This window comes from Tenacibaculum sp. A30, from assembly GCF_051200845.1.
In the GTDB taxonomy this organism is placed as follows: Bacteria; Bacteroidota; Bacteroidia; order Flavobacteriales; family Flavobacteriaceae; genus Polaribacter.
The window spans coordinates 2,285,205-2,304,926 of sequence record NZ_CP195160.1; the positions used below are offsets into that span (position 1 = coordinate 2,285,205).

Here is a 19,722-nt window from a genome sequence, read left to right on the forward strand (position 1 = left end):
GTTTTTCTAGCTATTTTTTTCAATCCTTTTCTATTCTTATTATTCGATTAAAAAAGAAAAACCTAAGGTGTTACCAATCGTACTTTTTATGAGCATCTAAACGAATAAAGATGAATAAGAGTAGTGTGAATCCCCACAAAGAAGAACCACCGTAGCTGAAAAATGGGAGCGGAATTCCTACTGTAGGAAATAAACCGATTACCATACCTATATTCACAGCAACATGAAAAAAGAAGATAGAGGCTATACTGTAACCATATATTCTTGCAAATTTGTTAGTTTGAATTTCTGAAAGGTATATGATTCTATATAGAAGCGCCATAAATAAAATAATAACGAAGGAACTTCCTATAAAGCCCCATTCTTCACCTACGGTACTGTATATATAATCGGTGTGTTGTTCAGGAACAAAATTACCTTGTGTTCTATCTCCTTGTAAAAAACCTTTTCCAGAGAGGCCACCAGAACTAATGGTTTTTTCTGATTGAAAAGAGTTGTACCCAATCCCTTTATTATCTTGAACTTTTCCTAATAAAATGTCAAATCTATCTTTTTGATGTTGCTCAAGAACGTTATTGTAGGTATAACTTATACCTATTATGAACAAAGTAGTAAAGAGATATGAGCTAAGTATTTTTAATGCGTTAAAACGGAAAAAACGCTTGTCTTTATAAATTCCGTAAAGTGTGGCAAGTGTTATAATTAATAAACAAGAAATCAGTACCCATTTGGCGCCAAAAGAAACGGTTAAAATAAATAAAATAATGGTTGTTACTCCGAATAAGATATAGCTTAGTGTAAGTCCTTCTCTGTTTAACACAAAAAAGAACGCAAAATAAATTAATACTGACCCCATATCAGGTTGTAATGCAATAAAAAATGCGGGTAAAAAAATGAGGACAAAGGCTTTTGCTTGGTTTTTTAATAGTTTAAGGTTGTATTGCCGATCACTCATCAATTTAGCTAAGGCTAAAGCAGTGAAAGCTTTTGCAAATTCAGAGGGTTGCAGTCCAATTCCTCCAAAATTATACCAAGAGGTTGCTCCGTTAATTTTTTTTCCGAAGACTAAAACTCCTGCCAATAGTACTAATGATATTATATATAAAACGCTGGCAAATTGTTCGTAGAACTTGGAGTTGAAGAACAGAATAAAAATAATCACAGGAACACTCAACCCTATAAAAATAAGTTGTTTACCGTATTTTGTTGAGAAGTCAAATAGTTCTCTAGATTCTTCTGTAGAAGATGCAGCATAGATATTAACCCATCCAAAACCAACTAATAGTATATAGAGAAAAACAAGTAGCCAGTCGACTCCAGCAAAAATATTATTTCGTTCCTGTCGCAATAGTATCGCTTTTTTGAATTAATAATTGATTGTCATATCTTTCTTGAAGACTTAGGTTAATCATACGGTTTTCAAGATGTTTTCTTGATATAGATTTGTTTAAGTATTTTTCAATTAGTAAGCTGGTAATAGGGGCCGCAATTGTAGATCCATATCCTCCGTTTTCTACAAAAATAGCTATGGCTATTTTGGGGTTTTCTTTTGGAGCAAAGGCTATAAAAATAGAGTGATCTGTTAACTGAACTTTTTTCTTATTTACTCTAATAAAGTTTTCAACCGTTCCTGTTTTCCCACAAATATCTATTCCCTTAACTTGACTATATCTAGCTGTACCTCTGGTAAATGTTTCATACATTGCCTCAATAGCAATAGGGAAATGTTCAGGGGAAACTGTTGTTTTTCTAGGAGTTGTATATATTGAATCAAGATTAGGTTTATCTTCAATTTTCTTAACAATATGAGGGGTGTAATAATAGCCTTTGTTGGCAATTGCAGCAGTCATGTTTGCTAGTTGAATAGGGGTGGTTTCTACTTCACCTTGACCAATAGAATTGGAAATAGTGGTTGTTGCTCCCCATCTAAAATCATAACTTCTATCGTAGAATCTTCCGTCAGGAATTCGTCCCTTTTGACCAGAAGGTAGGTCATACCCTAAATAATTTCCTAAACCAAAACTTTTGGCATGTTCACTCCAAGCATCAGTACCAATGGTTGCGTTTTCGTATTTATCGACAATTTTTCTGTAAGTGTTAGCAAAATATGTGTTACATGATTTAGCAATAGCTGTTTTTAAACGAACAGGACGACCAACAATATTACAGTGACAGCCCATGAATTCGTTTGGTCTTCTACCATAACGATAACCATGATTACAGAAAAAACCTGAGTTTTCATCAATTACACCTTCTTGTAGGCCAATTAAACCTGTAAGTATTTTAAAAGGAGAGCCAGGTGCGTATGATGCTTGTAAACCTCTGTCGAAAGTAGGCATGTTAATACTGTCGTTAAATAGTCTTACTGAGTTTGGAGAGCGTTTTCTTCCAACTAATAAATTTGGGTCATAAGAAGGAGCTGTAATCAATGCTAAGATCTCACCTGTTTGAGGTTCAAGAGCTACAATGCCGCCTCTTTTCCCTGCCATTAATAATTCACCATATTCTTGTAATTCACTATCAATAGTTAATGTTAAGTCTTTTCCAGGTACCGCTAAAGTGTCATACATTCCACCTTTAAAGGAACCAGTAATTTCATTTAGGTTGTTTCTTTTATAATACCTCTTACCTTTTATTCCTCTTAACTCTTTTTCGTATTGCTTTTCTACACCTAATTTACCTATTAACTCTCCTTGTTCATAGTATTCGCTATTTTTTGCAATATATTCACTGACCTCACTAATAAACCCAAGAACATTGGCAGCAGATTTTACAGGGTAGTTTCTGATAATACGTTTTTGAATATAAAAGCCTTTGTATTTAGGTAATTTTTCTTGAAGATAAGCGTAGTCTTCTTTGGCTAATTGTTTTAAAAATACAGATGGTAACCATCTTGCGTAATTTTCAGCTTTAGAAAATCGCTTCTTAAAATCTTCTTTATCTATTTTTAAAAGACTACAAAACTCTAAAGTATCAAGTGGTTCTACTTCTTTTGGAACAATCATCACATCATAAGATAATTGATTTGCGACTAGTAATTTTCCGTTTCTGTCGTATATATAACCTCGTTCAGGGTAATCATACTCAACTTTAATTGTAGCGCTATGAGTTAGACTGTTTTCACTTCCTTTCATGATTTGTAAGTGAAACAATCTGGAGATATAAATAATTCCGATAAGGGTAATTAAAAATATGAGTAAAAAACTTCGTTTCATGTCAGCTTTTTCCTAAATATAAAACTTCCTAAAAAATACAAGAGTAACGTAAAAAAACTAGAAAATAGTGTGTTGATAAGCACGTTAGTGAAATTGTAAAAGCTAAAGTTAGTTAAACTAAACAAGATAAAATGATGAATAAGTGTTAAAATAGCAGTGTAGTTAAACACCTTATCAAAAGATTCGTGTCTTAAGTTAAAAAGTTGATAGTCTGTAGTCGATTTTTTAAAGATAACCTTGAAAAAAAATAGCCTAAGGTAAGCTATAAACAAGGTAGCGAAAGTGTGTATACCTCCAGAGTTAGAAAATGCATCTACCGAAAGTCCTAATAAAAAAGCTGTAATTAGAACAGGAAAACGATTTTCTTTTATAGGATATAGAAAGATAAATACAATGTATATATAAGGGTTTACATATCCTAAAAATAAAATATTGTTAAGAACAAGCACTTGTAGTAACAAGAGAAAAACAAATAAAAGTATTAAGTAAATAGTTCTATTCATTATAGTTTCCTAAATTTTTAATTTCTTCTTTATGAAGATTCGTTACGACATAAATGTACCCTAAGTTAGACATGTCGTTAAAAAGTTTAATATCAATATTGTTAACAGCAGATAATTCTTCGGGAACTTTTATGATAGTACCAATAGGGATTCCTTCAGGAAAAATAGTAGATCTACCTCCTGTAATAATCGTGTCACCTACTTGAAATACTGCTTGACGAGGAATATCAGTTAACTGAACAATATTATAATCTTCACCATTCCAAACTAATGTTCCGTAATGATGATTGTTTTTAAACTTAGCATTAATGTTACTTTTAGAGTTTAAAATAGATTGTACTCTAGTAAAATTATTAGATACATTATCAGTAATTCCAATAATACCTTTACTGTTAATTACAGCCATTTCTTTTGCAACGTTGTCGTTTTTTCCTCTGTTAATTGTTATAAAATTATCCGTTTTACTATAGGAGTTCTTGATGATTTTTCCAGAAGTATAAATGTAATCAGGATTCAATTTAACTGTGTCAATAGCCTGATGACTCGAAATACTGTCAAAATAACTGTTAAGTCTTTCTAATTTATTTTTTAGAGATAGGTTTTCTTCAACTAAAACTGAATTTTTCTCTTTTAGGCTAAGGTAATCCGATAAATTAGATGATTTTTGATATAATCCACCAGTAATAAAATTAGTAGAACTAATAAATTTACTTTTATGAAAAGAGTGGTTGTTAATGATTAATGCAACAGCTATAATTTCTAGAAATAGAAAAAATAAGAAGAACTTATACTTCTGAAAGAAATAAATAAGCTGTTGCATAAATAATCATTCAATTTTATTTGATTAATACTGTTTTGTATTTTTCTAGGTTTTTTAACGCAATACCAGTACCACGTACAACCGCACGTAACGGATCTTCAGCAACGTATACTGGTAAATCTGTTTTTCTAGACAAACGCTTATCTAAACCTCTAAGCATAGATCCTCCACCAGCAAGATAAATACCAGTATTATAAATATCGGCAGCTAGTTCAGGTGGTGTTTTAGATAGTGTTTCCATTACGGCATCTTCAATACGTAAAATTGATTTATCTAGAGCTTTTGCAATTTCACGATAAGAAACTTGTATTTGTTTAGGCTTTCCACTTAATAAATCACGTCCTTGAACCATCATGTCTTCAGGAGGTGTGTCTAAATCTTCTGTAGCTGAACCTATTTGTAGTTTTATTTTTTCGGCAGTAGTTTCCCCAACATATAAATTGTGTTGCGTACGCATGTAATACATAATATCGCTGGTAAATAAATCTCCAGCAACTTTTACTGATTGATCACAGACAATACCAGCTAGTGCTATAACAGCAATTTCAGTTGTACCACCACCTATATCAATAATCATGTTTCCTTTAGGCTCCATTATATCAACACCAACACCAATAGCTGCTGCCATTGGTTCGTAAATCAAATAGATTTCCTTAGCATTCATGTGACGACCAGAATCAATAACTGCTCGTTTTTCAACTTCAGTAATTCCAGAAGGAATACAGATTACCATTCGTAATGATGGTGGAAATAATCTCTTTTTTATAGCAGGAATTTGTTTTACAAATTCCTTGATCATTTCTTCAGAAGCTTGAAAATCAGCAATTACACCGTCTTTTAAGGGGCGTATAGTTTTGATGTTTTCATGGGTTTTTCCTTGCATTCTACTGGCTTCGTGACCTGTAGCGATAATTTTACCAGTGAGCCTATTTCTAGCAACAATAGAGGGGTTGTCAATAACTACCTTACCATTGTGGATTATAAGTGTATTTGCAGTACCTAAATCTACTGCAATATCTTCTGTCATGAAATCGAAAAAACCCATAAAGATTTCGTTATTTATATTTAATTTTAATGTATTCTCACAAATCTAATAAAAATCTGTGGGTATTTTACACTCAATATAATTAATGTTTAAAATGTCTAGTTCCAGTAAAAACCATTGCTACATTATTATCATTACAATAATCAATACTTAATTGGTCTTTAATAGATCCCCCTGGTTGAATTACACTTTTTATACCTGCTTTATCTGCTATTTCTACACAGTCAGGAAAAGGGAAAAAAGCATCACTAGCCATAACAGCTCCGTTTAAGTCAAAGTTAAAACTATTAGCTTTTTCAATAGCTTGTCTCAAAGCATCAACTCTACTTGTTTGACCTGTTCCCCCAGCTAATAATTGCTTGTCCTTTACTAAAATAATAGTATTAGACTTAGTGTTTTTACATAGTTTAGATGCAAATAACAAATCCTCTAACTCATTTTCTGATGGTTTATTGTTAGTAGGGTAAGTTAAATCATCTAATTTGTCTGTAATATAATCTTTATCTTGAACTAATACTCCGTTTAAAGCAGTTCTAACTGTTTGTTTAGGTAATTCAATTTCTTTTTGAATCAATATTACTCGATTCTTTTTACCTTTTAAAATTTCTAAAGCATCAGCATCATAAGCAGGAGCAATAACTACTTCACAGAATAATTTGTGAATTTCTTCGGCAGTGGCTTTATCAATTTTCGTGTTAGAAATTAAAATCCCTCCAAACGCAGAAACAGGGTCACCAGCTAAAGCGTCTATATAAGCTTGATGAATTGTTTTACGTTGAGCAAAACCACATGCATTGTTATGTTTTAAAATAGCAAATGTTGGATCTTCACCTTTAAACTCTTCTATTAAATTAACAGCAGCATCAACATCTAATAAGTTATTATAGCTTAATTCTTTTCCATGTAGCTTATCAAACATAGCATCTAAATCGCCAAAGAAAAAACCTTTTTGATGAGGGTTTTCTCCATAACGTAATACTTTAGATGTAGTTTCACTAGCTTTATATACAACTTCATCTTCATTGAAATAATTGAAAATGGCAGTGTCATAATGAGAGGAGATATTAAAAGCCTTAGCAGCAAACTTTTTTCTATCGTTTAACGAAGTTTCTCCGTTGCTTTCTGAAATAATAGTTAAGAAATCTTCATATTGTTCCATTGAAGAAATAATAACAGTGTCTTTAAAGTTTTTTGCAGCTGCACGGATTAACGAAATCCCACCGATATCAATTTTTTCAATAATATCTTGCTCTGAAGCTCCAGAAGCAACTGTTTTTTCAAAAGGGTATAAATCTACAATTACTAAATCTAACTGAGGAATGTTATATTCTTCCATCTCAGTAATATCGCCTTCGTGATCTTGTCTGTTTAAGATGCCGCCAAAAACTTTAGGGTGTAACGTTTTTACTCTTCCTCCTAAGATAGAAGGATATGAAGTAACATCTTCTACAGGTACTACATTAACACCTAAGTCTTTGATGAATTTTTCAGTACCTCCCGTAGAGTATATAGTAACACCTAGATTATTAAGTTTTTTAACAATAGGCTCTAATCCGTCTTTGTGAAAAACAGAAATTAACGCTGATTTAATAGTTTTTATATTGTTCATTATTGTTGTGTTGTTAAGCTTGCAAAGCTAGTAAAAGAGTAGTCGACACACAATATTTTTTTAGCTTTTAAGATTGAAAACACCACCAAAAATATTCTTTGGTGGTGTTTTAATACAACAAAACTATAAATATAAATTACTCTGCTGTTTCTAAGAAGTTTCGAAACCAGATTGTGAATTTTTCTATTAAAGATTGTTGAGATTTTGAACGAGCATTAGCACTGCCTAATGCTGCATAAGAAGGATGTTCTCTATTGCTCATATTTAAGGGGATTAATGGGGTTGTTTAAAATCACATCAAATAAAGTAAAAAAAAACTTAATAATCAAGTGATTATAAAATAATTATACAAAATTAGCTATTTTTTTGCAAATATATTCCAATAAATCTTCGTCGTTTTTAGTAAAAGGGTTAACAGTATGAGAGTCAATATCTATTTGACCGATGTTTTCGCCGTTTACAAAGATGGGAATTACAATTTCAGATTTTACTTTCCAACCACATGAAATATAATTGTCTTGTTCACTAACATCTTGTACAACAAAGTTTTTATTGCTAACTGCTACTTGTCCACAAATACCTTTTCCAAAAGGGATGATTGTGTGTTCTGTAGGTTCACCGTTAAATTGAGCTAGTTTTAACTCGTTTTTATCACCATTTTTAAAGTAAAAACCAACCCAGTCATAGTAAGAGATTTCTGAAGCTAAATAATCGCAGATTTGTTGTAGTTTTTCTTCTTTAGAAGAATTATTACTAACTATTAAGTCTATATTGTTTTTTAGTTCTTGTATGTTCATGAAAATATTTTTTATCTTATTCGTAAAGAGTGCTTAAAGCTTACAAAAATAGTTGTAAGGATTGTGATAAAAAACTGAATTTTATTTTTTATAGCTTAGACAAGAGGTTTTAAGTGTTTTTTTTTGTGAAAGACGATACAATTTCAAAAAGAATGAGTTTAAAGTTATGTGATAGCTAAAATATTTTCAATAAAAAAAGCAAAGGTTAAAAACCTTTGCTTTTTTATTTTTCTCTGTAGTATAAAATTACTGTTGAACGTATTCACTATGCCAAACAGCATCTTCAGGACCATCTCCTTTGTGTCCATCTAGTTGGATAACAAAGCTTTTAGCAGGAAAATAAGGAGTGATATGAATATCTAATAAAACACGGTCTTTTTGATTTTGATCTTGTTCTATTTTTATAACCTTAAAACGCTCAATTAGCTTAGTAGGTCCTTGAATATCGTCTAAGAATTTAACTATTTGGCGACGTAAATCAGCCTCAGTTCTAGAGCTCCAGTTTTCAAAAGCTCTTCTATTTAAAAAGTCAAATAAAACCTTTGTTATGTGATCGAATACTCTTACAACAGAGTAAGTTTGTAAACCTAAGTTGTCTCCGTTAAATAAAGTCTTGGCTGAAAAAGCCATTACTTTACTATATTCGTTAACCATAGGAACAAGTCCCATTTTTTCAATTTCTGAAATTTCACTCTTTTTAAGATCGAATCGTACACTTTCTACCTCATTAATACCTCCAAATTTTTTACCTGCTACTACTTGAGACATTAATGTGTGATATATTTTACCAGCCAAAGCAGAAGATGGCGGAACGTATAGGTTGTCTTCTTCACCCACGGCATCTTCTTTTTTTCTTCCTAGTAGCCAGTTACAAGTCATTAAAGTGTTTGATTTGTGAATTTCGCCACCAGAGTGATTTGCATTTGAGAACATGTCAACAATGTCGTCAGGTGTTTCAAGATCTTGGAAGTCTGTTAATAAAACAGCTTTGTTGTCATGTGCTATTTTAGACCATTTGTCTAAGACTACGTTAGATCCTAAATAACCAGGAACTACTAATATAGAGTAGTTGTCTTTTAAATCTAATCTATCAAAGTTTTGTTTAAACTCATTTGATACATAGTCTATAAAAAGAGGATTTTCTAAATCTTTTAATTGACTTAAATCGGCATTTAAGATGGTGATGTTTTTTACTTTGTCTTTTTCGGTGTTTTTGTAGAATAAAGCTACTGATCTATAAGAGGTTTCTAGTTCTTTTGTTTTTTCTAAGGTTTTCTTAAGATTGTAATTTAAAACACTTTCTATGCTGGTAGATTTTTCTTTTGCAGTATCACACATTGATTCGATACTGTCACTACTTTTAAGAATTTCTAACCAAACAGAAAGTCTGTTTTTTAAGTTTTTTCTTTCTCCTTTCCACTGCTCGTCGTTTAAAAATAGACTTTTTCTAGCTTTTCTTTTTGGGTTCAAGTTAGAGTAACCATCAACGATGTTTTCGATAAAAGAGAAACCACCGTACTCTTTTATGCCATCAATAGCGTTAGCTACTTCTTGACTAGGGGATTGTTGTTTAACTACTTCCGATTGCTGCGTTTTTACTTTTGTAGACATAGCTAATTATGTTTTTTTTTGGTTTTATTGTTCGGCTTGCTCGATTTCTTTAATTGACTCTTCTAAAATTTTGATAAAGGTATCTTTTGTTTCAGGGTTACTAAGTGCTTTCATTAGCGCTCTGTTAGAAGATAGTTGTCTTGAAATTCTTAGATACTGGTCTTTTTCTATATCTAGCTTATTTAAAAAAGAGCTATTAGCCTTAATGTTCTCAACATTAAAATCACCTAAATTGTTGAAATTTAAAGATTCTTTAACGTCGGCGCCATTTTCATCGGTGTGTTCAAGATTCACTGAAGGTGAAAACTTCTCGAATACAGCTTCGATTGTGTCTAAACCATAGATAGCTTCGGGGGTTGCAGGAGCTTCGTCGGTAAGTTTTTGGATTAATAAAGTTTTGTTGGAAGAAATGTTTGCGATTGATTCATTAGCATCAACTTTAACTTCATTGCCTCCAATTCCGTAATTGTACATTGCCATAATAATTTTTTTTATTCTGCTACGAATCTATTAAATATTTGATAAAAAAAATTATTTTTACAGAAAAAAATTAAGGAAAAATGAATTATTTGAAGATCCCCCTAGACTTTTCCAGTATAACAAAAAGAAATAAAGAAAATAATAGATTGGGGTGTACACTTGAAGAATCCATAGCTCAACACCTCATGATAATTGCTACTTCAAAACAAGGTGAGGTTTTTGGAAGACCGAATTATGGTTCCGATATTTGGGATTTAGAATTTAACCAATTGGTTAAAATTAATAAATGGGAAGAAAAAGTTAAAGATTCTTTATATTATGCCTTTGTTGAGTATGAGCCAAGACTCAAGGATATTAGAGTTAGTGTAAGGTTATCTGAAATAGATGATGATGCTGAGACTACGGATGTTCATGTAAGAAGAAAAGCAGAAATTAAAGTATTTGGTACAATTATAGAAACCGATGCGCCATTTAATTTTGCTACACTTTTTTACATTAGTCCTTTATCACAATAAAAAAAATAAAAATAGCAATGAGAGACGAATATTTTATGAAAATTAAAAATCGAATGCTATTGCGTTCGATGGAATTATGGGGCATTAAAGATAAAAGGAGTGTAGATCCTATTTTAGACTTGCTTTTACATACTTTTGCTTATGAAATATCAAAATTACACCAACAAATAGATGTTTCAGATAAAGAATTATTAGATAGGTTATCCAGAATTTTGGTAAGTAACAAGTGGTCCTTACCATCACCTTCACATGCTTTATTAAAAGCTCAGCCGGAAGACGATACGACACAATTAAATGTTTCAGATCATTTTTATTGCTCAAAGAGAAGATTTGGAGAAGATAAGTTAGATGTTTTTTTTACTCCAATTATTACAAAAAAGCTAATAAATGCATCTATTAAATATTTAGGGTACGATGATAAGTTGTTGGTTTGTGAAAACCGATTTGGTAACATGGAGGATGCTCTTTATTTATCTGAAGAAAAGAAAATTAAAGATTACGAACTTTGGTTTGGTGTTGAAATTTTAGATGATTTATTGGAAGAAACTAATAATCTATCTCTTTGTTTTATACTAAAAGATACTTCGCTTTTACCTTTTTTAAAAACAATGAAGGTGTATGATGTTGATGAGAATGAAATGTTTCTAGATAAGGAAGTTTTAATAAATAACAACAAAGAAGTTCACTACTTTGAAGATGTAATTTCTTTTTATGAAGACTGTTTTTATACTTTAAATTTAAATGAGTCTTGTAGACAACAAAAAACAATAAATGAATTATTTGGAGAGCAAACTGATTTTTTTATTGAGCCTGAAGATTTAGATAAAAAGCTTTTATGGTTTAAAGTAAAGTTACCAGAAGTTTTTTCTAGAGAGAAACTACAAGGAATAGAGGTAAGTTTAAATACTTTTCCAGTAGTTAATAGAAAGTTAGAGTATAAACAACATAACTTTAGAAAAAATGGAAGGATCTTATCGGTACTGAGTGAAGGTGAAAACTACTTTTTAAATATAGAAAGTTTAAGTGATGATAAAGGAAATAGTTATAGTAACGTTATAGAAAACTCTACAGAAAGTCTTGAAGGAGGTTATTCTCTCTACTTTGGAGACATAGGAAGGTTTGATACAAGAAGTGCTAAGATGATGTTAAGTAAAACTTCTCAAACTGTAAGAGAAGAGGGTAGTGCTTTTTCTGCAATAGGGTATGATATTATTCAAGCATATTTAGATGATTTGCATGAAAAACTAGATGAGATTGATAAGAAAATTCATTTAGAGTTTGGTGAGGTTAATGCAAATAATAACAAAACATTTTTGTTAACCTATCCACATAAAGATGCCTTTAATTATGAATTTCAGTATTGGCTAACTAATGCAAACCACGCAAATGATATCAATACTAGTTATACTTTTAATCAGTATAGAACAGGTAAGTTTATTGATAGTAAAATAAAACTCAAAACAGATACAATAGGTGGGCATATAAGAAAAGAGGAGCACGACAAAATAAATGGACTGCGCTATGGGTTACTTACTAGAGAAAGAATTGTAACTAGAGAAGATGTTAAAAGTTTTATAAACAATAAAATAGGGCATTTTGTTGAGAGCCTTTCTATAAAAGATGGTGTTGCAATATCAAAAGAAAAGAAAAAAGGATTAATTAGAACTACAGATATATACATAAAAACTAAGAGAGAGTTAATTTCTGAAGAAAAACAAAACCTTTTCAGTTATTATCTTGAAAAAGAATTAGAAAAAAGATCAATATCAAATATAACATATAAAGTATTTTTTATAAAAAAATGATAGAAAAAGATTACAGTTCAAGTGCTTTATCAAGCATAAAAAGAGCTAAAAGTATTGCTTACAGAGAAAATCAAAGTACCTATGGTGTTAGTCATTTAATAACATCGCTAATTAATGAACCAACTGGTTTAGAAGAGATTATTGATAGCATGGGTAAAGATGCTAACTATATTCTTGAGTGGTTTGAGGTAATGAAAGAAATGTATAAGTCAACTCCACTAAAAGCTTCTGGAGATGTAAATCCAGACCATGAAGTTGCTAAGGTTTTCGAAGAATCTGAACGTTCAAAAATTAAATTAGGAACGGAAAATATTGATGCCTTATGTATTTTTACAGCAGTTGTAAGAGAGGGAGTTGTGTATTCTGGACAACAAATAGAAACATTAGGTATAACAGAACAAGATATTTTAAATCATTACAATGCTAATACTCCCACTTTTTTAGAATCAAACGTTAAGGAAAATATTTCTGCAATAAGTTCCTATATCGAAGACCTTCAAACAGAAGAGGTAATACAAAAAGGAAACTTAATCTTAGGTAGAGAAAAAGAAGTTCGATTGATTTTAGAAAATTTTGAAAGATCAGAAAGCAAGGGAGTTATTTTAGTAGGAGATTCAGGTATAGGAAAAACAGCAACAGTAAACTACTTCGTAAGAGAATTGAGTAATAGTACAGATGAGTATTTGAAAAGTCACTTAGTGTTTAAACTCAATGTCCCAAAATTATTAGCAGGAGCAAGCTCTGAAAATGATGTAAATAAGAAAATATCAGAACTATTTGAGAAATTAGAGTCTATTGATGCTCCTTCCATATTAGTTATTGATGATCTTCATGTATTGCTTGAAAACGCATCAGGAAAAACCAATGCTATTGTTAATATTTTAAACGCTCAATTAAGTGAAGGGCGTATTAATATGATTTTTACAATTAATTCAGATTCATACAGGAAAAATCTTGAAAGACACCCTATAGATGGTAAATTAGAAATATTGAAGCTAGAGGAATTAGGTAGCCTAGAGATGTTAAAGTGTTTACATAGACATAAAAAAAGGTTGGAACTACATTTTGATATTAAAATTTCAGATAGAGCAATTGAGGAATCTATACATCTTTCAAAAAGGTATTTTAAGGAAAAGAAGTTACCTTATGGTGCAATAGATTTAATAGATAAAACTGTAGCAGCTGTAAAGATGAGCAACGCTACGGTATTAACAGAGGTTAGAAAAATAGAAAAAGAGTTTAATGAAGTTAAAGACTCGGAAAAGTTTGAATTTTCAGATTTACAATTAATATACAATACTATTTATAGAAAAGTTAGTGTTATTCAAACCTCAAAAGTTACCAAGTCATTTAATTTAGTATCTGATAATCCAGATTTACAACAAGAAATATCGAAGGTTGATGAATTCTTATCAATGTTAAAAGAGCTAGCTAAGACGCCTATTGATATTGTAAGTGAAATGAATATTGAAGCTGTTGTATCAGAAATTACAGGCATTCCTTTAGGAAAAATTCAAACAGAAGAAAAAGAACGTCTTTTAAATATTGATAAAAAGTTACAAGAAAGAGTTAAAGGGCAGTCAAACGCTATTCAAACACTCTCTGATGCTATTATTGAATCGCGAAGTGGACTTAGTAACCCTAAACAACCAATTGGTTCTTTCTTCTTTTTAGGACCTACTGGAACAGGAAAAACTGAATTAACTAAATCATTAGCAGAGTTACTATTTGATGATGAAACAGCAATGATTCGTTTTGATATGTCTGAATTTAAAGAGGAACATTCAGCAGCGCTACTTTATGGGGCACCTCCAGGTTATGTAGGATATGAAGAAGGAGGGATGTTAGTAACAAAAATTAGACAGCGTCCATATTCAGTAGTTTTATTTGATGAAATTGAAAAAGCTCACAGTTCTGTGTATGATGTTTTTCTACAATTAATGGATGAAGGAGTAATTCATGATAAATTAGGAAGAGAAGGAGATTTCTCTAATGCGATTGTCATTTTTACATCTAACATAGGTAGTCAATGGATTGCTGAGCAAATAACAGGAGGAAAAATTCCGACCTCAAATGAGTTAATAGAGGTAATGGCACAACACTTTAGACCAGAATTTTTAGGGAGGTTAACAGAAGTAGTTCCATTTGCGCCAATAAATCAAAAAGTAGCACAAGATATTTTAGTAATACACTTTAATAAACTAAGAAAGCAATTAGAACAACAAAAACAAATAGTGTTAGATATTTCTGATGAAGCTTTAGAGTTCTTGTCAAAAAAAGGATTTTCTCAAAAGTATGGAGCCAGACCCATTGCAGGAGTTGTAAGAACATACGTGAAAAAGATAATATCTAAAATGATAGTTTCTGAACAGGTAAATAAAGGAGATCATGTATTATTAGATTATAAAAACAATAATCTTGTATGGGAGCTAGTGTAAATGAAAATGATACCGTTATAGACGAGCTTGTTCGTAATATGACATCTAACTTTATAGGTGAGGTTTTTATTGAAGAATTAGAGTTTTTATTAAAAAAAGATGTCTCAGAAGTATTAATTGTGAAAAATCACGGTATGAATACTAGAGCTCAATCTAAAGATGTTTTGTCTATTAATTCAAACTTTATAGCTAAAGATACAGGATTTGAAGAGAACTTAGTTGTTAACTTAAGTAGAAATAGTATATACCATCAGCTACCAGAAATTTTATTTTATCCTCTTTCTTTAGGGGTCAATTCTGATAACAAAAAAGAAGTAGTTGATACGATTCGTAGGAATAGAGAAAAAGAAAAAGGAGATATTAACTTCTTTACTCTTTTCGATACTGAAATTTTTAAAGAAAGAGTTAGAATTAATAACAGAAGCTTAAATTTTTTCTCAGATAAAAAATCAAAACAAAATCTGCTAAATATTTTTAAACAGATCATAGGTTCTGATTTACAAGTTTCAGATGAGTCTTTGTATAAACTATTTCTCAATTTATGTAAATCTGAATTTTTTAAAGAAAATTTAGTTGAATTAGAAAAGTTAATACAAGTAGTTTTAGGCTTAAAAGTACAACTTAGCTATGTGCCTTGTGTTATAAACGAATCTCCTTTTTTAAGCTTGGGAGATGCAGTTTTAGGAGTTGACCTAGGATTGAGTGGAGAGTTTTATAGTGAGATAGATGATGTGAAGGTAGTGGTAATATTAGAAAAAGAAGTTGAGAATTTTAAGGTTTTAGAAAAGAGTGTTTTACAAATAAAGGAAGTGTTAAACTTCTTTTTAATTTCCTCAAGAAAAATTCATATTACTTACCAAACAAATTCTGATCAATCTTTTGTTTTATCTGAAAGATTTTTAGGATATGATTCATATTTAACTAAATAAGAAAAGAAAAAGTTATGAACATAATAATAGTATATTTTTTAAAATTTCTTTTAGCACCATTAATAGCCATTATTTCTTTAATGGTGTTAAATAATATAGTAAAAGTTAAAAAGTCTTTTAATATAAAAAAGGCGATAGTTTTAGTTTTGTTACTTACCCTTATTTTGATAGCACCTGTTTTAATCAGTTTATTAAAGTATGAGTTTGTATGGGTGGGATTAATACTCACGGTTTTGTGTTATCTCTTTATAGGTGTATTCTTTATGCTTTTTCAGAATACAAAATTTTACAAGTCTATAGGGCTAGACAACAAATTCCATACACTATTTTTTGCTTTTATAGTAATGGTTCTTTCTGCATGGTTGTATTATTTAATCTTTGAAAAAATAAGTGATCTCCCTTATGCACTTTGGGCTATGTTGTCAATAATTTGGTTTGCGTTACCATTATTATACTCAATGTCTTTAGGTTACTTTTTAAACATATCAAAACCGTTTTATAAAGCTTGGAATGTTTCAGATAATGGGGTTAGTGATATGTACTGGGATAATGTAGATGTTTTTAAACTAATACAGGTTACAGTGAAAATTAAAAGAAATCCAGAAGATAAAAACTATAGCTCTTTTTCAGTAAAGTTACCTATGGAAGTATCAGTAGGTATGTGGTTTAATCGATTTATAGAAGATCAAAATTTTAGATTTCCTGATAGAATGATTGATACTTATTTAGACGGAGAACCCATTGGTTGGATATTCTATACCAACAAGTGGTTTAACTTCCCACTATTTACAAAGGTTTTAGATGCTGAAAAAGATGGGAAATTTAACAGGATAAGAAATAAACAAACTATATACATAAGAAGAACTGCACTAAATACTATTGATGATGAATAAGAAAAATAACAAAATGGATTATTTACCGATAAACTGGACTGACGGAGTAAAAATATCTGCAGAACATTTTTTTAAAAACTATAATAATACAATTGAAACTATAAAAGATTATAATTCGGTTTCTCTTAAAAATTATGAGTATGGTTTAATTGAAAATGGAGCTGATTTTGAAAACTTACAATTAGATGTTTTAAGTGATGGAGATAATTCTTTAGTGATAAAGCTTAAATCGTGTAATGCAATTACAGAAAAAGGATATAGAATTATGTACCATCGTGATTTGTATGGAGCAAATTCACCTTCTGTAACTTTAAAAACGTCTGATTTTGACAAGACAGAAAGTGAAGAGTTTTATATAATGCTGTCTTTGTCTCCTTTTGAGTATTTGCCAGTAGGTGTTCCTGACCCTGAGGTTATACCACTACACCATCCAAACGTTTTACCAAAATTAGAATTACATACACTTCCTGTTTCAAAAATTAATACTAGCTTTTTAAAAGAACACTTTTTGGTCATAGGAAAGGTGTTATGGACAAATGGATTGTTTTCTATTGATGAAAGTTATGTGCCTCCTGTTGTTAATTTAACATCTAATGAAAGGTTAGAAGGATTTGGAAAAGGGTTATTACAAATGCTTATTAAGTCTAAAAACTATTCGATTAAAATTTTCAAAAAAAATAATGGGCAAAAAAGCAGTAATAAATTAGTAGCCAATACCTTTTCAATTTGCAGTAAACTGCAAGAGTACTACAGTGATAATATTTTTAATTTAGAAAATATTTCTACTAGTAGATCACCTATGTATTTGGTTGATAGGTTAGTGGTGTTAGCAAACAAGCTTTCTATTTGTTTAAGTATTATGGATGATAAAGAGAAAGAACAACTGTTACAATATTATTATCAATGGACAGATATTAAACCTTCTGATTTTCTTGATGCTATAGTAGATGCTGTAAACGTTAAATACAATCACATAGAAATAGCTGAGACTTTTGATGTGTTAAATAGGTTTGTAGTTATGTTAGAGAGAGTGTTTAAAAAGATGAGTGAGTTAGAGTATATAGGACAAAGAAAGGATAACATCGTAATTAACGAAGAATCAGGTTCACAGTTCAATAGAAATAGAGGGAAAAATAGTACTTGGAGTATAATTGATTAATACTAATTTCTTATGAAAGCTTTAAATCACAAAGAGAGAAAAAAACAAATACTTAAGTTCTTAGCATCGTTTTCTTTAACAGGAGTTGTTGTGTTTTTTTGTTTATATGTTACTTTAATTATTGCAGAACAAGGAGTTGTTTTAATTGAGAGTAAACAATCTCACTACAATGAAGTTTTTAAAAAACAAGCAATGTTAAATTTTAAAATGGAAGAGCTTTTTAAAAATTTATATAGCTTAAAAAACAAAAGACGAAATATAGGAGAATATAGGCAAATGCAAAAGATTATTACCGATACTAGAGTTGAGATAAGACAAAGTATTGATAGTACAAAAAAAGAAAATGACTATTACAAAATTTACGGTGAGTTTTTATCAGAAATAAGAAATATACAGTCACTTCTTGAAAGTTATAACAAAGAAGTTAATACAAGGGAGGCTAATAAAGAGCAGTTAGAAAAATGTAGAGAAAAGTATAAAGATTTAAATAAGGATTTAAATAAAGATTAAGCTATGGATAAACATGAAGTTTTTTGGGAAAAAATAAGGTTCTCTCTTTTGTTTATAATAATATCTACAGTAGTATTTATAATACTAACAAAATTTATTTTTAAAGTACCTGTAGTGGAAAGCAAAGAGTTACTGAATAGTATTGATGCTTCAGAAGAAATTTTTGATGTTCAAGAAGAGTATACAAAAAGAATAAAAAAAACACATAAAAAAATTCAAGAAATACCTTTTGATGTTATTCAAATTCAGGTGTTAGATGAATTAGATAAAGAAATCCAACTATACAAAAAAATTTATAGAGATAACGATATGAATAACCGATACATTTTTGGAGTTCAATCATCAAAAACGCTTAAAATGTTTTTCGACTTGAGTGAAGAATACAATGCTTTAAAAAGAAATAATAAAGTTTTGAAAGAGAATTTAGAAGAATGTAAAGCTAACATTTAAATATAAGAGTATGTCTAATAAATTTAAATTGTCGGCTTTAATTTTTATAGCGCTATTAGTACTTATACTAGCAATATTTGCACCCTATAAATCAAGACTTAGTAACTTAGATTTTTATGTGTCTGAGTCTAATAGTAATTACCAATTTGAAGTTGGAGAAAAATTGTTTTTTCTTCTAAACGATACAAGTTTAGTTGAGGGGAGAAAAGTAGTGTGGCACATGGGGAATGGAGATTCTATTGTAAAACGAGGTAATATTGACTATAAATATCGTAAAGAAGGAAAGTACCTTGTGTCAATAAAAATAAACGATAAATTCACTGTATCAAAACAAATAGGAGTTGTTTCTTTACCTAAGATTTCAGCTAGAGACTCTTTGGTAACATTACATGGAGTGGATGAAGGTTATGTAGGTGAAGAACTAGTGTTTTTTACCGAAGGAAAAGGAATAAACACTTGGTATTGGGAGTTTGGAGAAACAGGAACAGTTGACGCTTATGAAGAACAAGTTATTTATAGGTACAGTAAACCTGGAGATTACAGAGTAAAGCTTCAAACAAACACATTAAAATATCCTATATATCATAACATAAGAATCTTACCAAGGTTTGAAAAAGTTGAAGAGCTAGAAAAAGTAGACTCTTTAGGGGTTGTTCAAAATGACATTAGAAAAAGACTTCAAGCAATAGCAGATAGTAAAGTTACAGATAGGAGTACTTTTTATAAAAACTTAAACTATATAAAAAATAACTATACATGTAATCAAGCTGAAGATATACTAGTAATTGTTAATGGAGGGAGATATAATGACTTTTTTAGTTACTGTCAAGGTTTACACTACCTAGAAAATAAAAAAAGAAGCAAAATAATAATTAATAAAGTTGAAATAGATACAATTAAATGTTTCAGAAGATTAAATGTAACACAAAGTTTACTAAGATAA

18 protein-coding genes are annotated in these 19,722 nt (G+C 30.2%); 9 read left to right on the forward strand and 9 right to left on the reverse strand.

The features are described 5' to 3' along the window. Positions 1-70: 70 nt before the first annotated feature. The 9 genes from rodA to ACR9ES_RS11050 all read right to left on the reverse strand — a co-directional run bounded on the left by rodA (position 71) and on the right by ACR9ES_RS11050 (position 10,080). Positions 71-1,348, reverse strand: coding sequence for a rod shape-determining protein RodA (gene rodA, locus ACR9ES_RS11010; protein WP_435254247.1), 1,278 nt, complete (start codon positions 1,346-1,348; stop codon positions 71-73). Next, on the reverse strand, positions 1,329-3,215 hold the full coding sequence (gene mrdA, locus ACR9ES_RS11015; RefSeq protein WP_435254248.1) for a penicillin-binding protein 2: 1,887 nt from the start codon (positions 3,213-3,215) through the stop codon (positions 1,329-1,331). Before mrdA ends, rodA begins: the two co-directional genes overlap by 20 nt. Beyond that, positions 3,212-3,718: a rod shape-determining protein MreD gene (gene mreD, locus ACR9ES_RS11020; protein WP_435254249.1), complete on the reverse strand. Its 507-nt coding sequence runs from the start codon at positions 3,716-3,718 to the stop codon at positions 3,212-3,214. Before mreD ends, mrdA begins: the two co-directional genes overlap by 4 nt. Next, complete coding sequence (mreC, locus tag ACR9ES_RS11025) at positions 3,711-4,538, reverse strand: rod shape-determining protein MreC (RefSeq protein ID WP_435254250.1); 828 nt, start codon at positions 4,536-4,538, stop codon at positions 3,711-3,713. Before mreC ends, mreD begins: the two co-directional genes overlap by 8 nt. A gap of 16 nt (positions 4,539-4,554) precedes the next feature. Then, positions 4,555-5,583 carry a rod shape-determining protein gene (locus ACR9ES_RS11030; RefSeq protein WP_047790403.1) on the reverse strand — a complete coding sequence of 343 codons (1,029 nt, stop codon included), beginning with the start codon at positions 5,581-5,583 and terminating at the stop codon, positions 4,555-4,557. Positions 5,584-5,665: 82 nt separating this feature from the next. Then, the gene (gene purH, locus ACR9ES_RS11035) at positions 5,666-7,192 is read right to left on the reverse strand and encodes a bifunctional phosphoribosylaminoimidazolecarboxamide formyltransferase/IMP cyclohydrolase (RefSeq protein ID WP_073184329.1); all 1,527 of its coding nucleotides are present in this window, start codon (positions 7,190-7,192) and stop codon (positions 5,666-5,668) included. Positions 7,193-7,536: 344 nt separating this feature from the next. Continuing rightward, on the reverse strand, positions 7,537-7,989 hold the full coding sequence (locus tag ACR9ES_RS11040; protein ID WP_047790405.1) for a GAF domain-containing protein: 453 nt from the start codon (positions 7,987-7,989) through the stop codon (positions 7,537-7,539). A gap of 246 nt (positions 7,990-8,235) precedes the next feature. Next, on the reverse strand, positions 8,236-9,600 hold the full coding sequence (locus ACR9ES_RS11045; protein ID WP_047790406.1) for a DUF5458 family protein: 1,365 nt from the start codon (positions 9,598-9,600) through the stop codon (positions 8,236-8,238). A gap of 24 nt (positions 9,601-9,624) precedes the next feature. Next, on the reverse strand, positions 9,625-10,080 hold the full coding sequence (locus ACR9ES_RS11050) for a hypothetical protein (protein WP_047790407.1): 456 nt from the start codon (positions 10,078-10,080) through the stop codon (positions 9,625-9,627). An 80-nt stretch (positions 10,081-10,160) separates the two neighbouring features. On the opposite strand from ACR9ES_RS11050, the gene ACR9ES_RS11055 reads away from it, so the two are divergent. Genes ACR9ES_RS11055 through ACR9ES_RS11095 form a run of 9 tightly spaced genes read left to right on the forward strand, consistent with a single transcriptional unit; the run spans position 10,161 to position 19,722 of the window. Further along, complete coding sequence (locus ACR9ES_RS11055; RefSeq protein ID WP_047790408.1) at positions 10,161-10,595, forward strand: GPW/gp25 family protein; 435 nt, start codon at positions 10,161-10,163, stop codon at positions 10,593-10,595. A gap of 17 nt (positions 10,596-10,612) precedes the next feature. Then, positions 10,613-12,400, forward strand: a complete 1,788-nt coding sequence (locus tag ACR9ES_RS11060) for a hypothetical protein (protein WP_274633745.1) — start codon at positions 10,613-10,615, stop codon at positions 12,398-12,400. Then, complete coding sequence (locus ACR9ES_RS11065; RefSeq protein ID WP_274633746.1) at positions 12,397-14,838, forward strand: AAA family ATPase; 2,442 nt, start codon at positions 12,397-12,399, stop codon at positions 14,836-14,838. Before ACR9ES_RS11060 ends, ACR9ES_RS11065 begins: the two co-directional genes overlap by 4 nt. Beyond that, entirely contained in the window at positions 14,823-15,767 is a 945-nt protein-coding gene (locus tag ACR9ES_RS11070; protein WP_435254251.1) for a hypothetical protein, read from the forward strand. Before ACR9ES_RS11065 ends, ACR9ES_RS11070 begins: the two co-directional genes overlap by 16 nt. A gap of 14 nt (positions 15,768-15,781) precedes the next feature. After that, the gene (locus ACR9ES_RS11075; protein WP_435254252.1) at positions 15,782-16,660 is read left to right on the forward strand and encodes a TssN family type VI secretion system protein; all 879 of its coding nucleotides are present in this window, start codon (positions 15,782-15,784) and stop codon (positions 16,658-16,660) included. Continuing rightward, positions 16,653-17,819, forward strand: a complete 1,167-nt coding sequence (locus ACR9ES_RS11080; protein WP_435254253.1) for a hypothetical protein — start codon at positions 16,653-16,655, stop codon at positions 17,817-17,819. Before ACR9ES_RS11075 ends, ACR9ES_RS11080 begins: the two co-directional genes overlap by 8 nt. A gap of 12 nt (positions 17,820-17,831) precedes the next feature. Continuing rightward, entirely contained in the window at positions 17,832-18,329 is a 498-nt protein-coding gene (gene tssO, locus ACR9ES_RS11085; RefSeq protein ID WP_435254254.1) for a type VI secretion system TssO, read from the forward strand. Positions 18,330-18,332: 3 nt separating this feature from the next. Next, a complete protein-coding gene (gene tssO, locus ACR9ES_RS11090; protein WP_435254255.1) occupies positions 18,333-18,779 on the forward strand; it encodes a type VI secretion system TssO in 447 nt (148 codons plus the stop codon). A 10-nt stretch (positions 18,780-18,789) separates the two neighbouring features. Continuing rightward, positions 18,790-19,722, forward strand: a complete 933-nt coding sequence (locus tag ACR9ES_RS11095) for a PKD domain-containing protein (protein WP_435254256.1) — start codon at positions 18,790-18,792, stop codon at positions 19,720-19,722.

Bases quoted from the DNA above. Each gene is read 5' to 3' on its own strand.
- ACR9ES_RS11050 (WP_047790407.1), bottom strand. From the start codon at position 10,080: ATGGCAATGTACAATTACGGAATTGGAGGCAATGAAGTTAAAGTTGAT.
- mreD (WP_435254249.1), bottom strand. From the start codon at position 3,718: ATGAATAGAACTATTTACTTAATACTTTTATTTGTTTTTCTCTTGTTA.
- ACR9ES_RS11095 (WP_435254256.1), top strand. From the start codon at position 18,790: ATGTCTAATAAATTTAAATTGTCGGCTTTAATTTTTATAGCGCTATTA.
- ACR9ES_RS11080 (WP_435254253.1), top strand. From the start codon at position 16,653: ATGAATAAGAAAAATAACAAAATGGATTATTTACCGATAAACTGGACT.
- ACR9ES_RS11045 (WP_047790406.1), bottom strand. From the start codon at position 9,600: ATGTCTACAAAAGTAAAAACGCAGCAATCGGAAGTAGTTAAACAACAA.
- tssO (WP_435254255.1), top strand. From the start codon at position 18,333: ATGGATAAACATGAAGTTTTTTGGGAAAAAATAAGGTTCTCTCTTTTG.
- ACR9ES_RS11030 (WP_047790403.1), bottom strand. From the start codon at position 5,583: ATGGGTTTTTTCGATTTCATGACAGAAGATATTGCAGTAGATTTAGGT.
- ACR9ES_RS11075 (WP_435254252.1), top strand. From the start codon at position 15,782: ATGAACATAATAATAGTATATTTTTTAAAATTTCTTTTAGCACCATTA.
- mrdA (WP_435254248.1), bottom strand. From the start codon at position 3,215: ATGAAACGAAGTTTTTTACTCATATTTTTAATTACCCTTATCGGAATT.
- ACR9ES_RS11065 (WP_274633746.1), top strand. From the start codon at position 12,397: ATGATAGAAAAAGATTACAGTTCAAGTGCTTTATCAAGCATAAAAAGA.
- ACR9ES_RS11055 (WP_047790408.1), top strand. From the start codon at position 10,161: ATGAATTATTTGAAGATCCCCCTAGACTTTTCCAGTATAACAAAAAGA.
- mreC (WP_435254250.1), bottom strand. From the start codon at position 4,538: ATGCAACAGCTTATTTATTTCTTTCAGAAGTATAAGTTCTTCTTATTT.
- ACR9ES_RS11040 (WP_047790405.1), bottom strand. From the start codon at position 7,989: ATGAACATACAAGAACTAAAAAACAATATAGACTTAATAGTTAGTAAT.
- tssO (WP_435254254.1), top strand. From the start codon at position 17,832: ATGAAAGCTTTAAATCACAAAGAGAGAAAAAAACAAATACTTAAGTTC.
- purH (WP_073184329.1), bottom strand. From the start codon at position 7,192: ATGAACAATATAAAAACTATTAAATCAGCGTTAATTTCTGTTTTTCAC.
- ACR9ES_RS11070 (WP_435254251.1), top strand. From the start codon at position 14,823: ATGGGAGCTAGTGTAAATGAAAATGATACCGTTATAGACGAGCTTGTT.
- ACR9ES_RS11060 (WP_274633745.1), top strand. From the start codon at position 10,613: ATGAGAGACGAATATTTTATGAAAATTAAAAATCGAATGCTATTGCGT.